At 53.4% G+C, this 15,965-nt stretch carries 15 protein-coding genes; 11 read left to right on the top strand and 4 right to left on the bottom strand.

Annotated features, from left to right (window positions below):
- Window positions 1-723 precede the first annotated feature (723 nt).
- The gene (locus tag FBY13_RS03590; RefSeq protein ID WP_145393482.1) at window positions 724-1,557 is read left to right on the top strand and encodes an RNase A-like domain-containing protein; all 834 of its coding nucleotides are present in this window, start codon (window positions 724-726) and stop codon (window positions 1,555-1,557) included.
- Between the two features lie 2 nt (window positions 1,558-1,559).
- A complete protein-coding gene (locus FBY13_RS03595; protein WP_145393483.1) occupies window positions 1,560-1,862 on the top strand; it encodes a contact-dependent growth inhibition system immunity protein in 303 nt (100 codons plus the stop codon).
- 233 nt (window positions 1,863-2,095) lie between these two features.
- On the opposite strand, the gene FBY13_RS03600 is transcribed toward FBY13_RS03595, so the two are convergent.
- The 4 genes from FBY13_RS03600 to FBY13_RS03615 form a co-directional block, all read right to left on the bottom strand.
- Entirely contained in the window at window positions 2,096-2,902 is an 807-nt protein-coding gene (locus FBY13_RS03600) for a phosphotransferase (RefSeq protein ID WP_145393484.1), read from the bottom strand.
- A 74-nt stretch (window positions 2,903-2,976) separates the two neighbouring features.
- A complete protein-coding gene (locus FBY13_RS03605; protein WP_063878236.1) occupies window positions 2,977-3,303 on the bottom strand; it encodes a SymE family type I addiction module toxin in 327 nt (108 codons plus the stop codon).
- A 395-nt stretch (window positions 3,304-3,698) separates the two neighbouring features.
- A complete protein-coding gene (locus FBY13_RS03610; protein WP_145393485.1) occupies window positions 3,699-3,902 on the bottom strand; it encodes a hypothetical protein in 204 nt (67 codons plus the stop codon).
- 5 nt (window positions 3,903-3,907) lie between these two features.
- The gene (locus FBY13_RS03615) at window positions 3,908-4,507 is read right to left on the bottom strand and encodes a hypothetical protein (protein ID WP_145393486.1); all 600 of its coding nucleotides are present in this window, start codon (window positions 4,505-4,507) and stop codon (window positions 3,908-3,910) included.
- A 714-nt stretch (window positions 4,508-5,221) separates the two neighbouring features.
- Here FBY13_RS03615 and FBY13_RS03620 point away from each other — a divergent pair.
- The 9 genes from FBY13_RS03620 to FBY13_RS03660 all read left to right on the top strand — a co-directional run bounded on the left by FBY13_RS03620 (window position 5,222) and on the right by FBY13_RS03660 (window position 15,962).
- On the top strand, window positions 5,222-5,413 hold the full coding sequence (locus FBY13_RS03620) for a DUF4762 family protein (protein WP_145393487.1): 192 nt from the start codon (window positions 5,222-5,224) through the stop codon (window positions 5,411-5,413).
- Between the two features lie 134 nt (window positions 5,414-5,547).
- The gene (locus tag FBY13_RS03625; RefSeq protein ID WP_145393488.1) at window positions 5,548-6,219 is read left to right on the top strand and encodes a DsbA family protein; all 672 of its coding nucleotides are present in this window, start codon (window positions 5,548-5,550) and stop codon (window positions 6,217-6,219) included.
- Window positions 6,220-6,221: 2 nt separating this feature from the next.
- Window positions 6,222-7,169: an ABC transporter gene (locus FBY13_RS03630; protein WP_145393489.1), complete on the top strand. Its 948-nt coding sequence runs from the start codon at window positions 6,222-6,224 to the stop codon at window positions 7,167-7,169.
- A gap of 46 nt (window positions 7,170-7,215) precedes the next feature.
- On the top strand, window positions 7,216-9,357 hold the full coding sequence (locus FBY13_RS03635; protein WP_145393491.1) for a peptidase domain-containing ABC transporter: 2,142 nt from the start codon (window positions 7,216-7,218) through the stop codon (window positions 9,355-9,357).
- A gap of 113 nt (window positions 9,358-9,470) precedes the next feature.
- Window positions 9,471-10,541 carry an efflux RND transporter periplasmic adaptor subunit gene (locus FBY13_RS03640; protein ID WP_186440786.1) on the top strand — a complete coding sequence of 357 codons (1,071 nt, stop codon included), beginning with the start codon at window positions 9,471-9,473 and terminating at the stop codon, window positions 10,539-10,541.
- Window positions 10,534-12,480, top strand: a complete 1,947-nt coding sequence (locus tag FBY13_RS03645; RefSeq protein ID WP_109716651.1) for an ABC transporter permease — start codon at window positions 10,534-10,536, stop codon at window positions 12,478-12,480. The genes FBY13_RS03640 and FBY13_RS03645 overlap by 8 nt, the downstream gene beginning before the upstream one ends.
- Window positions 12,477-13,865, top strand: a complete 1,389-nt coding sequence (locus FBY13_RS03650) for an efflux transporter outer membrane subunit (protein ID WP_145393492.1) — start codon at window positions 12,477-12,479, stop codon at window positions 13,863-13,865. The genes FBY13_RS03645 and FBY13_RS03650 overlap by 4 nt, the downstream gene beginning before the upstream one ends.
- Window positions 13,866-13,880: 15 nt before the next feature.
- On the top strand, window positions 13,881-15,146 hold the full coding sequence (locus FBY13_RS03655) for a beta-ketoacyl synthase (RefSeq protein ID WP_063881093.1): 1,266 nt from the start codon (window positions 13,881-13,883) through the stop codon (window positions 15,144-15,146).
- A gap of 3 nt (window positions 15,147-15,149) precedes the next feature.
- Window positions 15,150-15,962, top strand: coding sequence for a MaoC/PaaZ C-terminal domain-containing protein (locus FBY13_RS03660; protein WP_145393493.1), 813 nt, complete (start codon window positions 15,150-15,152; stop codon window positions 15,960-15,962).
- Window positions 15,963-15,965 lie beyond the last annotated feature (3 nt).

A 15,965-nucleotide genomic window follows, 5' to 3' on the forward strand; every position in this document is an offset into this window, starting at 1 on the left:
TCTTAATGTCTTAATGTCTTAATGTCTTAATGTCTTAATGTCTTAATGTCTTAATGTCTTAATGTCTTAATGTCTTAATGTCTTAATGTCTTAATGTCTTAATGTATTATTGTTTTAGATTATTTTATGCGTAGCTTAAATTTTCTTAATTCATGAAGGTGGAGATTCACAACAGAGATTCTATCTATTTTTAAACTTATAAGACATGCATGACTATTTATTACTTAGGTAGTCTCGCCTAGAATCCTAGATGAGTTGCAGGTGAAATGTAGTAAGGAAAATTGAAGTGAGTTGCTTACGGACAAGTATGGTATGGCAGATGAAAATCATAGGGGTAAGATAAATTAAAAAATTTAGAGTTAGGAATATACCGGCTCTTACATTCTCCTGTGTCCATGGATGAGCCATACTTAGAAGTAAAGGGAAATAATATCTTTTTAAATTTTTTAGCAAAGAGTTATTAAACTGGCAGTGATTTTAATAATTATTTAGTTTCTTCCAGAAGTTAAAGATTTGATACTCGGTGATTAATTGCTCGCGAGTTTATATTAAAATTTTAGCTGCACAGTATAACATTTTCTATTTTTAGAAGAAAAAACCACCTTGGTGCACTTCAGCTATTAGTAATCATTAAATGGAGGAATGACTATTAACTTTCACTATACACCGAAATCGATATAATGGAACGCAGCCCTGTTGAAAACCATTAAAGAGGTTTGAGCTTTGGATAATGAAGACGGCGTAAGACTAGTCCTCTCCCCAGTACAGATGGCAGCATTATTGTCTGATAAAAGCGTCAGTGAAGGGGAAACGCTAAGTAATCGGCTATATGGCGGTTTAGGGCTTGCAGGTGGTATTGTCGAGCTTTTTGGTGCAGGTGCAATGTGCGTTGTTCCTGAACCTACTATGTTAACTAAAGCCGGATGCGTCGTTGTGGGTACTCACGGACTTGATACTGTGCAAGCCTCAACCCGACAGATCTGGACCGGTAGAAGCACAAATACTGATACCTATAACGCAGCAGTATCATTGGCCCAAAATCTTGGTGCTGATAAAAACACAGCAATGAAGGTGGGCTTTACGGTTGATTTGGCTATCCCCCTGGCCTTTTCATTTGCCATAGGCGCTCAGCGTGTAATCGCAATACGTAGCGGCCGCATCAAGCTTGCTGAGCATGAGTCACCTCTTGGAAATAATGCCGCTGGCCACGCGATTGAAAGACATGTCGGCAAAACGGCGGAAGAGTTGCTTGAAAGGCTTGAGAAATCACCACGTTTAACCTCCTCGAGCAGTTTCAAAAGCACGCTTGATGCTGAGGTTCTTATCTCTAAAATATTAAGAGATAACAAAAATATGATTTCAACTTGGGTGAAAAACATACCACCAGGAACAAAAGGAACAAGAGTGCTGGATGGAAGCTTTGCCAGACAGACTGGAATTTCAGTGTCCAGAGGGTCCACTGAAGCAAAAGCCTGTTATAAGGTTCGTATAGTGCTTAAATTTGAATATTGGCACGGTAAACCTTATTTCATCCTTACCGCTTATCCAATGGTCTAATTATGAAAAATATTAATGTACATGTTCTGGACAGCCTGATTGCAGTCTATTTTGGGCAAGATTATGATTTGTTTGGAAGTGGTGAGAGCGTTGATGCGCAAATAGACGCATGGATTGCAGATACACCGCCCGCTACACGACATGGCTTGATAGGGGATATTGATCAGTTTATCCAGCAATGTGACAACTTCGAAGAGGATTTTGAACGCCGTTATGGCAATGAATTTTCGGCCCAATTATGGGATACCACGCCAGCCAATTTCCTGAGCTTATTAAGACAAAAGGTAAGTGATTCGCTTTCTTGACGTGAACGCCAGGTAATGCTTATCCGGTGCCCATACGATTCTCGTTGTTACGTGAGAAAGCTTTGTTAGCTTTTAGATGCACCCCGCCGCGCATAGCAACGCCTTCTCGCTAAATTTAATGAAAAGAAATTAACTATACCTGTTAATAGTGCTTCTCATATTTCCTCATACAATTTCGGGTACAGCGTTATATGTTTTAGAAACTCTGTTTACCCCATTTTTGAGGAGTTCCATTAAAGTAACCTTGGGTTAATCGTTAATCTTAAGCTTTCCAGCCACTCAGGCAGCACCTTCCTGTACCATGCCAAATACTGCTCCAATTCCGGCTTCCTTCTCTCACCCAATATCAGCACCACCTCATTCACAATCCACGCTTTGGCAATCGCCATTTCTTTCGCCAGCACATCAGCATCGAATCTGCCCATAAACTGACAATAGCGTTGCGCTATCGCCCGATACTCTTCTTCTAAGCCCATGCCTTTCACCAAAGGCGCTAAATCTGTCGCCGGGCTACCCAGCCCAAACCGCTCCCAGTCAAACAGCACCAGCTCGCCATTCTCTCTCTTTCCCCAGTTGCCTGCATTGGTATCACCGGATATCACACAGTGCGGTTCAAAAAGCACATTGCTGTGCGCCTGCATTGCCCGAAAACGCCGTTCTGTTTGAACCGGCAGGCACAGAAGAATCAGGCACTCTTCCAGCGCTGCTTCGGTCCACTGATGTTTGCTAAACGTCCATGAGGAATCAGATGGAACAGAATGTAATCGCGCCAGAACGGACAGGAAATCATTGCCAGTAACAGCGTCCTGTTGGATAGGCTGAGGGATATATTCAAGTATGAGCTTTCGTTGTTCGGGGCAGGCTGACTTCACAGCGGGCGTCAGTACGCCATGCTGGCCGAGAAGGGGAGCGACATCGCGGTAGAAAGCATATTCCACCGCGCTTACCGGCTCTTTTTCAATGGCGCAGGGCTTGCCCTCGCGATCAATCATGCGTTTTACACGGGCAGCGCCCATCTTCGCTAAATCGGCTTTCGTCATAGCAACCCTGCATCTGCTTACAACATAACAAACCCCACTCGCCCCCACCTCCGCAGGGGCAAGCCCATCAATCCTTACCAGTCAGTCAACCCAATCGCCTTCATCACCCGTTTTCTCATATGCACAGGCAGTGACGCCAGTTCTTCAATCGATCTCACCCGCGTCCCGTTGATCACGTCCCTGGGCTTAAAGCTGATAATGATCCGGCCCCAGGTCACTTTCACATCCAGTTGCACACCAATGGGAAAACCCGCTGTTTTCAACCAACAGCCTTTAAGCGTAATCGCCGGAATGCGGCGGTAATCTGGAGTGCGGGTCACATAACCCACGGTCGCATAGCGCTGGGTGTAGTTTGTCTCTTTAGCTTCGTGGTGGCCTGAAATACAATCGATGGCAGTCATGATTACTATTCCTTCTTCAATAGTGATTGTGATCAGCGATGCGGATGTGTTGCCCCACATTCGTATCGCGCTAAATTACCTGATGATTTAATCAGGGAGGCGGGAACGCATCGAGCGTGAAAAGAGAAAACTGCGAAAAGGCACGCAGAATGATCTCGCTCATTTCAGAGAAGTTCATCGATTTTCGACCTGTATCCAGCTTCCCTCTTCGCCATCTCACAGGCATATGAAAATCCAGGTAGTTCAAGGCAGTTTCATGCGTGGTTGAGGTAGGGCAGGCTGTTAAAACACGCGATTTGAGCCGGTGTCAGGGAAGGGGGCGTTTTCTGTCGCGTAACCAGAACCTACACATTTCCCTGTCATAAAGACGCGTCATTGAAGGATGTGTGCTGCGTTTACAGAAATAGCTGTCTGTGAAGCTGGCACATATAAGCCAGGTTGTAGGGTGGCTGGCTGAACACGATGTCGTTCACTGTTATCGCAGTGATCTCTCTTTCAGCCTTTTCAAGCACATCGGTCTCTTCGATATTGAGCTTGTTTTTTAATACAGCGCTACCCGGATAGCAGTAATGGTCATTAGCGGCATCATACTTATCCATAAGCATTACCTCCTGTATTTTTTCAGGACACTTTCCAGCGATGGTTTTCCATTTGAAATATCAATGTCGATACCTTCCAGCTTTGAGCTACCTTTGAATTTTTTTAATTTTGTTTGCTCGTAATGCGTGTAAGGATCAAAAACGCTTGAACAAAAAACAAAAATGAATGAATCAACTTTTTGCTTCAGTTCAGTCCAGCTTTTGGCTTTGACATTGATTGTCAGAATGTCCGACACTTCTTGTTTTGATTGCTTAAAGTCTTCTTTATTATAGGCAGACTCTAATGCCTCTTTGTTTGAAGAGACAATGTTCTTAAGCTTTTTAATTTTAATGAAGAAGGAATCCCAGCCATTAACCTCGAGCTTATTATTCAGTTCTTGTTCAAAACTGTTCTTAAGCTCGAAGTAGGAGCCAAATTTTCTGAGATCATCTGTTGTCGATGCTTTCAATACTTCGCTTACTTTCATATCGATTAACACCTTCATCACCAATAGGCGGTCTATTATACAATTAGAGCGAGAAGGATGCGCAGAGATTTTATGAGGCATGGCCCGATACCTGCGCAGCAGAGCATCCACAGGGCCACCCAACCTAAAGTTTGGCACACGCTCCTCAGCATAAGCCAGTTAACCAGCCTGTCCTGTGTTCAGACATGGCTGCCAGCCACAGGTTTACTGAAAATAAACGCCGTGCCTCAAGGTAACGCTTGCAGCCTGTCCACCCTGAGCGGATCACCTAGGTCCGCGCAGAACGCAACCCATGAGACAGGGAGGGGTTTTGCTCGTGAACACAGCCCTGAGCGTTAACGCCTCATCTCCTTCACGCGACCAGCGCTTTTCCCTGGCTTTTCGTTCTGTGCGACATGCCCAGTGCGCCCCTCACTCACCCAAAACCCACTCCATCTCCACCCACATCAAAAAAATTTTAAAAAAAAATCTTTATTTACGATCCATTCAGCCTGTTTTTTTCTCAGAAATATCCCGCGAAGATAAAAATAAAATCGGTGTCAGAAAGGGAAATAAAGTCAGCCTTCGGAATAAGGCAGTCTCTTATATAAGAAAGATCTGATGGCCTTAATAACACAATAACTCTTTTTAATTAACATGCGGCGTTTTAAGTGTATTGCCTAATTAAAAAACCGCCACTAGAATGCGCCGTGTCCGATAATGACGTTCTGTAACATGTTTATGTAAGACGATCATTACGGTATGCCAGGGAGGCAATTCCCTCGATCACCCTGGCATGGCATATCATGAAATATGCCATCTGATATCATGCTCATATTACTTAATCGTAATAATAAAATAAGGAAATCACAGATGAAAAAAATCAATATGTCTGAAGCAAGCTCAGTTGTCGGTGGAACAACAACGTGTGTAAACAGCTTTGAGCTGAACCTGGTGGGCGACGCCACGGTATGTAACGCAGTAAAAACCTGTACCGATAAAAATGGTGTGGTGACGAAAACTTTCACCCCAGCCGCTATCATCAACTGCGGAAACGCAGGCTAAGATATCGCTCTTTATCACTAAATAAGAGTAAATTTCAGTAATATTTATTCTTAAAGGCGTTGTGTATTATATACAACGCCTTCCTGATAAATACTGAATGTGCCTTATTGTTGTATTCAGGATCGAAGCCCGCCATGAAAAACAGAATTTCTTACGTGCTGGCCTATACCGTCTTTGTTGCGGTTATTTCAGCAGTGATTACCACCGCCTGGTTCCATATCTTCGTGTTAAATCAAACCAGCAGTGCAGAACAGCAGGTGCTGACCTCGCTTTCTACCGAGAAACTGGATAAAAGCCCGATTGCCGACGGCGACGATATTATCGAGATCTTCTCTTACGGCTGCCATTATTGTGAGATCAACGAAAAGAACGTAGACGAGCTGGAAAAACGGATGCCGCCAGGTAAAAAGCTGGTGCGTTTACATCTCAGCCTGGACAGCCAGGCCGGGCTGGCGCGCTATGCCCCGGTGTTCGCCACGCTGGAAGTCATGGGGATTGAAGAAGCCCATCGCCAGAGCGCCTATGATGCGGTGATGAAAGACAAGATTGATTTAAGTGATGCGACTCAGCGTGACGCGTGGCTGGAAAAAAATAAGATTAACGTCGCGGAATATCACAAAGTCAGTCAGTCTGCCGACGTGAAAGCGCGTCTGGATTATATGACGCGCGTTTCGCAGTATTACGATATCAACGCCACGCCGACCTTTATTGTCGCGAAAAAATGGATGGCGATTCAGGATCGTGATTTCCCGGCCTTCTCTGACAAACTGCTCTCTATTTTAGAAACAGGTAAGGCACCGGAGTAATAATGAAATTTTATGCCCTGTGGTGCGCGCTGTTCTGGCGGAACCTCACCGCCAGAAGTCAGTGGCTGGCGTATAAGTTCCAGCTGGCTGGCTACAGGGCGCATTGTTTATTATTTCGGTGTTTTCATTACCGTATTATTTTTGCGTTTGCCCACGTCAGGCGTTTTTTAAAATTAATCCCGCGTGATGTGAAATGGCGCGCAGCGGTGGCGGAAGCTAACCGTCAGTGTCTGCTGCAGGATAATAAAAAATTTGATTATATCTGGCTGACCCAGCGGCGAAAGTTGCTGATTGAGGCAGTGACCTACGGACAGAATCGCCGGTTGTTGCGCGAGCTGGCGGCCTGTTCGGCACAGCTTAACGATGTGGTGGAGCCGCTCCAGCGCGCAGGGCAGCCGGTGCTTCTGGCCCCGCTGCACATGGTCTCGGACATCCTGACCACGATGGTGGGCGCGGCGGCCTATCCGGGGAAAGCCACGGTGATCACCTCCCGCAGTGCGGATGCGCATTCCGAAGCCGAGCGGCGGCTGGGTGGGTTAGATCTCACCTATTGTTCGATTCATGAAGATAATAAAAATATTGCCGGAAACTTAATGACCTCAGTGATGGCGGCGGCGGAGAATAAACGCAATATTATTTTATTCCCCGACATTACGCCGGACTTCACCCAGTTTGCCAGTAAAGACAAAGCAGAGAAATTACCTTGCCGTTTATTTGATCGTCCGGCCAGTTTACACAGCGGAATTATCCGGTTGGCCAGAATGATGTCCGCGCAGGTGGTGTTTTATCATCTTTATTTTGATAACGGATTAAAAATAAAGGTGCACGATCCGTTAGCAGCCAGAAAACTCAAGGATGATATGCCGCGCATTATCGAGCAAAGCATTCGGGATTATTCGACTGACTGGATGCTGTGGCATTCCCACTCACTGTTTTTTATTAATGACTAAACAGCCATCACAAGAGAAAAGAACAGGGCGTTTTAGGGGTTAAATTATGGAAAATAGTATTCCAAAAATCGTTTATCAGGCGGAAACCAATGAATGTGCATTGGCCTGTATTGCTATGCTGGCGGAAACCCAGGGAATGGATGTGCCGCTGGACATGCTGCGCGAACAGTATCCGGCGTCGGCCCACGGCACCGCACTGTCAACCCTGTGCACCATCCTGTCCGACCTGGGGATTCCGGCGTATCCGGTGGCTTTCGACCTGGATGAGCTGGCAGAGCTGCCGTTACCGGCCATTTTGCACTACGGTGCCAGCCATTATGTCCTGCTGGCCTACCGCCAGGGCAGCTATGTGTACGTGATGAACCCGGCGATTGGCGAGCAATTGTTACCCATCGCCGCGCTGCGCTCCGAAATCAGCGGCTATGCGCTGGTGCTGGATAAAGACGCCATCGGCGAAAAGCCCGCCGTGGCAGCCCACAAGCGTACGCGGCGCTTCCGCGCGCTGGACTGCATGAGCCTGAAACAGACAGCGGGGATTCCGGGCATTTACCGCCTGATGCTGCTGGCGTTTCTGGTGTCGCTGACGCTGTTTATCATGCCGGTGATGGTCAGTTCGGCCATCAACAATGTGTTCTCCTCCGGCGGTGAACGCGATTTCCCGTACTTCTACTACCTGCTGGCGTTTGTGGTATCAACCCTGCTGGCCTTTGTCGTGCGCAGCGTCACCGAGCGCTTTATCAAACGGTTTGTGGTGATGCAAAGCGTCAGGGGGTTCGCCAGCCTGCTGAGCAATACGCTCGCGTACTTTGAAAAACGCAGTCCGGGTGAGATCTACAGTCGCTTCGCCAACTGGCAGATGGCGGCGGCCCAGAAAATCGAGCTGGATAACAGTCTGCGCACAGACTGGATCGTGGGCGTGATTGCGCTGGCGGTGATGTGTTACATCAGCCCGCTGCTTGCCACAATCTCCGCCGTGGGCGTGACCTTAATGGGCCTGGTCAGCGTCTGGGCGATTTTTCGCGATCGCTATTACACCCAGCAGGTGCAGGTGAAAAGCGCGGAGCAAAGTGACTTTCTGCTGGAATCTATCCAGGGTTTCGCCACGCTGAAATCGGCGGGCTTAAGCGCCCAGCGCCAGACGGCGTTTGCTGGCTTTGCCGCGTCCCTGTTTGACGTCAGGCAGAAGCAGAAGGTTTACGAACAGGTCAAGAGCAGCCTGTATCAGCTGATTGGCAGCCTGGAGATGGTGTTTTTCATGCTGCTGGCCTTACCGCTGCTGAAAGACAACCACATCTCGCTGGGGGAGTTCTTCGCCTACAGCTTTGTGCGCCAGATTTTTACCGCCTACATCACCCAGATTTTCTTCTCGGTGTTGCAGAAGAACCAGCTGCACGTCATTGATACGCGCGCTGCCGATCTGTTTCCGCAGGCAGAAAAAGACGAGGACGCCGGGGCGCTCGTACCGCCCGTCCACTTCACCCAGCGGCTCGATTACCGTGCGCTGCAGTTTGCCTACGAGCCGGGCAAGCCGGTGCTCAGCAACGTGTCTCTGGCGTTATGCCGGGGGGAAACACTGGCGATTGTCGGCGAGTCCGGGGCCGGTAAAAGTACGCTGCTGAAAGTGATCACCGGGCTTATCGCGCCCCAGTCCGGCGAAATCCTGGTGGATGGCGAGCCGGTAAGCCCCCGTCAGGCGCAGAAGCTGTTCTTCCTGCAAAGCCAGGGGGACATCCTGTTCAACACCAGCGTCCTGCAAAATATCACGCTGTTCGATCGTCATCACGACGCGCAAAAACAGCTGCGCATTGATGCGTCCCTGCGCGGGCTGAAGCTCACCGGGGTGATTGACAGCCTGCCGGGAAAACAAAACGCGCTGATCCGCGAAAGCCATCCCGCCCTGTCGCTGGGGCAGCGTCAGCGGCTGATGCTGGCGCGTGCCATGTACAGCGACTGTCCGGTGATGGTGCTGGACGAACCCACCGCCAACCTTGACGAACAGACCGCGCTGCAGGTGATGCAAACCCTGATCGACCACTGCCGTGAATACGGCAAAACGCTGATCGCCGTGACGCACAGTGAAACGGCACTACCGCTGTTTGACCGCATCTGCGTGCTGAGAAATGAACAGATGCAAGAAGTTCAGGACGCGGCGGAGACGGGCAGACTGCCTCAGGGGGAACCGGCGTGAGTGCCGTGATAAAAAAACGTCCCGTGCTGACCGCAAAATTCTCTAAACCCGTTTTTCTGCTGGTCGCACTGCTGCTTATTCTGCTGGCGGGCGGTGCCTGGGTGCTGCACAGCATGTTGTCTGACCGCGTTGTGCCGCAGGTCTCGCAGGTTATCGATCGCGGTGATATTGAAAAAACCGTGCTGGCCACCGGCATTCTTAAACCCTCTGTGCAGGTCAACGTGGGCGCACAGGTCAACGGTCAGTTAAAAAAGCTCTATGTACGTGCCGGCGATCGGGTCACCAAAGGGCAGTTGCTGGCGGAAATTGATCCAACACTGCAACAGAGCGAACTGCGTAAATCCGAGGCCGAGCTGGACAGTGCGATGGCGCAGAAACAGGCGTCGTTATTTACCTTAACCCAGTACCAGCAGGAGCTGAAACGCCAGCGGCAGATGGATCGTGAAGGATCAGGCACCAAAAGCAACCTGGAGCAGGCGCAGGCCAGAGTGGATACCCAGAAGGCACAGATCAAAGTGAATGAAGCGCAGATCGTGCAGGCGCAGATGGCGCTGGAAACGGCGAAAGCCAACCTGGGCTATACGCGCATTCTGGCACCGATGGACGGTCAGGTGCTGGGGATCGTCACCAAAGAGGGCCAGACCGTGGTCTCCTCGCAAACCGCGCCGACGATCCTGGTGCTGGCGAACGTGGACACCATGACGGTGCAAACCCGTATTTCAGAAACCGACATCCTGAAAGTCCATCCCGGCCAGCCGCTGTCGTTCTACGTGGTCGCGGACCCGCATCATCGCTATCACAGCGTGATGGGCGCGTTGCAGGATGCGCCTGACGAGGCCTTACAGGATAACAGCCTGCGCGGTCAGCCTCAGCAGTCTTCCGCCGTGTATTACAACGGCGTGTTTAGCGTGCCGAATCCCGACCACCGGCTGCGCACTTCCATGACGGCACAGGTCTTTATCGTCACCGAACAAGCCAAAAACGCATTACGCCTGCCGGTGATGGCGCTGGGTCAGCCGCAGGGTGATGGCCGCTACGCTGTGCAGGTCGTGAAAGGGGAGACAACCGAACAGCGGCTGGTGCGCGTGGGGATTAACGACCGGCAGTTTATTGAAGTGAAAGAGGGCCTGCGTGAAGGCGAACGTGTGGTCACGCAAAACACCGCAGGGGCCGCCAATGGCTAGCGCGCCGGTGATTGAACTCTCTCATATCTCCCGTCGTTTTGGGACGGGCAACGCGGCGGTGACGGTGCTGAAGGACATTTCCCTGCGAGTGCACGCCGGTGAAATGCTGGCGATTGTCGGCGCATCCGGCTCCGGTAAGTCCACGTTGATGAATATTCTGGGGTGCCTGGATAAACCCTCGGAAGGCGAGATGCGCATTATGAATGTGTCCACTCAGGTCGCGACGAGTGACGAGCTGGCACAACTGCGCAGTCAGTATCTGGGGTTTATTTTTCAGCGCTATCACCTGATGCCTTATCTGACCGCCATCGAGAACGTCACGATCCCGGCGCTGTATACCGACATGCCCGTTTCGGCGCGTCAGTCGCGTGCCGAATACCTGCTGGAGCGCCTGGGGCTGGGGCAGCGCATGCACTACCGGCCAGCGCAGCTTTCCGGTGGTCAGCAGCAGCGCGTCAGTATCGCGCGCGCCCTGATGAACGGCGCGCCGGTGATTCTGGCGGATGAACCCACCGGCGCACTCGACAGCGCCAGCGGTCAGGCATTGATGGGCATTCTGCATGGTCTGCACCAGGCCGGTCATACGCTCATTATCGTGACGCACGACCGCAGCATCGCCGCGCAGTGTCAGCGCATTGTGGAAATCCACGACGGCCAGATCGTCGCCGACCATGCCAACCCGGCGAGCCAACAGGGCCAGCCACAGGGATTACCCACGGTTGCCGCGACCGGACGCACCACCGTCTGGCAAAGCATCAAAGAAGCGCTGCGCATGGCATGGCGCTCGCTGCTGGGGCATCGCATCCGCGCGTTTCTTTCCATGCTCGGCATCATTATCGGCATCGCCTCTGTGGTGTCCTCGATGGCGGTGGGCGAGGGCGCGCGGCAAAACATTCTGAGCCAGATAAGCCAGTTGGGCACCAGCACCATCGAAATCCAGCCCGGTCTGGGCTGGGATCAGCCGCGCCCGGATTTTGAGCGGTCGCTGACGCTGGAAGACGTGGCGCTGCTGGGCAAACAGCCCTTTACCGACAGCCTGTCGCCGGTGGTGAGCAAAACCGTGCGGGCGATCCGTGGGGGGAAACAGGTGCTGGTATCGCTGCTGGGCGTGAGTAACGGTTTCTTCCGCGTGCAGGGCCTGCATTTTGTTGCCGGCAACCGTTTTACCCCACGTGACCTCGACGATCGTGAGCCGGTGATCATCATCGATCCCAACGTGCGCAGCACGCTGTTTGCCGACGGGCAGGAACCGCTGGGCGAAATTATCCAGCTTGGCGGGGTGCCGTTCCGGGTCATTGGCGTGGCGGATAAACACGGGCCGAAGTCTGTCGGTGAGCAGCCAGGTGCCTGGATACCTTATACCTCGCTGCTTGAACGCATGTCGGGTGATACACCGCTGCAGTCCATTACCCTGCGCATTGCTGACGGTTATCCGATTGAAACGGCGCAGCAGCAGATTGAGCAACGGCTGGACTCGGCGCATGGCAAACGCGATTTCTTCACCCTGACCAACGATCAACTGACGAAGACGATCCGCAAAACCTCCGAATCCATGACGCTGCTGATCACGGCGATTGCCGGGATCTCGCTGCTGGTGGGCGGCGTGGGCGTGATGAACATCATGCTGGTATCCGTGACGGAGCGCACCCATGAGATCGGCATTCGTCTCTCTGTCGGGGCGCGTCCGGTGGACATCATGCGCCAGTTCCTGATTGAAGCGATGGTGATTTGTACGCTTGGCGGCCTGACAGGCATTGTCGGATCGGGCATCGCGGGGCTGATTTTTTCTCAGGTTACCCAGGAGTTCCGCATGATTTTCACCTGGCCGCCCATCCTTCTGGCCTGCGGGTTTTCCGCGCTGATCGGGCTGGGCTTTGGCTTTTTCCCGGCGCGCAACGCCGCCCGGCTGCACCCGACCGAGGCGCTGGCACGCGAATGAACAGGCTGACGCAATTCTCCACGGCGCTGATGGCGCTGATGCTGACCGGCTGCGGCCAGGCACTGAAAAGCGACTATCAGCGGCCCCTGCTCTCGGTGCCTGACGCCTGGCGCGTACAGGATACCGGCGAAGGCGTGGCGACATTCACCCCGCACTGGTGGGACAACTTTGGCGATCCGCAGCTGTCGCGGCTTATCGTCGCCGCGCTGCAAAGTAATCACGATTTAGCCCTGGCGGGCATCAAGCTTAAGCAGGCACGGCTGGCGGCGGGCCTGTCCGATCTCACGCTGACGCCTGATTTTTCGGTCAGCGCCAGCGCCAGCAACAGTAAGAATTTACGGCGTGATACGGCGTCCGTGGAAAATTACAGCAACACGCTGACGGCGGCGTATGAACTGGATCTGTGGGGGAAACTGGCGCGCACGCGTGAGCAGTCGGACTGGCAGGCCAAAGCCTCAGAACAGGATTTGCGTGCCACCGCCCTGACGTTGATCGGCACGGTGTCCCAGCTCTACTGGCAGATAGCCAGTCTGAATCAGCAAATCGGTAACCTGCAGCGCAGTCTGGACATTGCCCGGGATACGCTGCTGCGGGTGACGTCGCGCTGGAAAGCCGGGGATCTCGGCCAGCTTGATTATCTGCAGGCGCAACAAACGGTGCTGAACCGGGAAAACAGCCTGCACGATCTCAGTCAGCAGCGCGAAGAGAGCCGTAACGCCCTTGCGATTTTACTGAGTCGTCCGCCGGGGCAATATCCGGCGGAGCGCCGTTCGCTGAACAGCGAACAGTCTGTGCCGGTGGCGCAGCGCCTGCCGCTGGAGACGATAGCCAAACGGCCGGATGTGCGGGCCGCCGAGCTGAACCTGCGCGCGGCGCTGGCCGGTTCGGACGTGGCACGGCTGAATTTTTATCCCACGCTGACGCTCAATGCCTCCCTGAATGCCGGGGCGTCGGTGTTCCGGCAGTGGTTCAGCAATCCTGCCCGAACGCTCGGATCGGCGCTCGATCTGCCCTTTATCCAGTGGAATAAGGTGCGACTGACGATTGCACAGTCCGATCTGGAGGTGCAAAGCGCGGCCATCCAGTTCCAGAAAACCGCCTACAGCGCGTTACAGGACATCGACAACGCGATGTCACAGCGCCTGACCTGGCAGCAGGAAAAACAGCGGCAGCGGGATAACCTCGCGCTGAGCCAGCAAAGGCTGACGCTGGTGGAAAGCCAGTATCGCCACGGTGCCGTGGCCTATCAAACGCTGCTGGATGCGCAGAATACGCTGCTGGACAGCGAAAACGCGCTGCTGAACACGCAATACAACTACCTCTATTCCACGATGAAGCTCTGGCTGGCGCTGGGCGGCGGGGAAGACGACACAGTGAATCACTAAGGATGAATCATGCAAATGGACAGTTTACAGGCGGCGAACGCGCCACGTCGGGTGGTGGTCACCGGTTATGGTGCGGTCACGCCATTGGGGATGAATGCCGCTGAAAGCTGGGCGGCCATCATGGACTACAAACCCGGCTATCGCTATTGCGACAAGTCTGCCGCAGGGATCAAATCCCGTTTTTACGGGCTGATCGATGAAGAACCTTCACTCAACGGCGTTCCTGCCGCGATCCGCCGCCGCCTGCCGCGTTTCGCGCGGCTTACCCTGGCCGCCGCGCGGGAAGCCATGCAGATGGCTTTTGGTGATGAAAAGCCCGGACAGCACTACGATCTGCGCGATTGCGGTGTCATCATGGGCACCGGCTGGGCGGGGCAGGACGAAACCCAGTTGCATTATGAGGACTTCCTGCGCACCGGCGTAGGATCGCCGTTTGGCTGTTTCTTCTCCATGCCCAACGCCGCCACGGCGGCCGTCAGTCTGTTGTGGGCGCTTCGGGGATACCAGAACACGCCGGTAGCCGCCTGTGCGACCGGCACCATCGCCGTGGGCGATGCCTTTGAGCTGATCCGCCAGGGGCGCGCCAACATGATGCTGGCAGGCGCAGGCGAGTCGCTGCGCTCGGATTCGGCGGTATGGAATATTGATGTGCTGGGGGCGCTGGCCAGTGAGCAAACGGCGTTAACCCGCGCCTGCTGCCCGTTTAGCCAGCATCGCAACGGCTTTGTCCTGAGCGAAGGGGCGGCGGTGCTGTGCCTGGAAGCGCGGGAATCTGCCATAGCGCGCGGTGCGACCATACTGGGCGAAATTCTCGGCTACGGCAATTACTCGGACGCCTTCGATTTTACCGCACCGGCTGACGACAAAATTGCCCGGGTTCAGACCATTCGCGGCGCGCTGAACCAGGCCGGTATTGACGCCAGCGCACTGGATTACATTAATGCGCACGGCACCTCCACGCCGCTTAACGATCTCAACGAAACCGAGGCACTCAAAATGGCGCTGGGTGAAGCGGCGGCTTATGCCACGCCCTGTTCCAGTACCAAATCCTATAGCGGTCATCTGATCGCGGCCGCAGGCAGCTTTGAATCCATTATCTGCCTGCAGGCCTTGCAGCATCAGATTATCCCCGCCACCTGCCATCTCGATGCGCCCGATCCGCAGTGCGATCTGGACTATGTGCCCAATAAACACCGTCCGGCGGCGTTGAACACAACGCTCAACCTGAGTTTCGGCTTTGGCGGCGCGAACGCGGCGCTGGTTATCGGTCGGGGGGAATAAAGCATGTCGGTGCGTTATACGCTGCGTGACGCGGAGCGCTGGGCCGCGTTTTCCGGAGACCGCAATCCGATTCATTTTGATGCCGCCGAGGCGAGACGTCTCGGCCTGGACGGATTATGCGTCCACGGTATGCGCGCGCTGCTGGATGTGAAGGCCGGGCTCAGCCAGGCGCTGGAAAAACACACATTGTGGTCGGACGGTCTGCTGTTCTCCAGTCGGCTGCGCGATCCCGTGCTGTGCACCGTTCCCTATCAGCTGTCGTTAAACGAAACGCACACCGGTGACCGGGTACAGATCAGCGGCAACCTGGTTAACAGCTATACCCTGCAGAGCAGCATCAGCAGCAAGCTGACCGAGGCGAAACCGCTGGCGTTATCGCCGGTCAGCCAGGCGAAGACCCTGCGTGGGGCAGCGCTGGCGGCGCTGTATCGCCAGTTTCAGGCGGTGGAAAATCTCCCTATCCCGTTATGGAGCTTTTTCGATGCCGTGCTATTTCGTCAACTGGTGAACGCCCCGGAAACGCTCGACACCGTACACCGTCTTCTGCCCGATCATCACGCGACCTGCCTGGGGGACATATTCAGCCGGGTACAGGTGGTGCAGACCCATCATCAGACCCATTTTTCGCCGTGGCTGCTCCAGACGGCGGGAAACGCGCTGCAATGTGAACCCTTGCATTATGCCATCCAGCCGACGCTGGTCATGGGCGAAAAAGCGGCCGGCCTGGTGTTAGTGACGGGCATTCAGGCATGGCGCATCAATGAGCCGCTGATGACCGTCACGGTGACGTTGAAAACCGGGCCGCTGGCTGAATAACAA

The organism is Pantoea sp. SJZ147 (genome assembly GCF_007828605.1).
In the GTDB taxonomy this organism is placed as follows: domain Bacteria; phylum Pseudomonadota; class Gammaproteobacteria; order Enterobacterales; family Enterobacteriaceae; genus Pantoea; species Pantoea allii.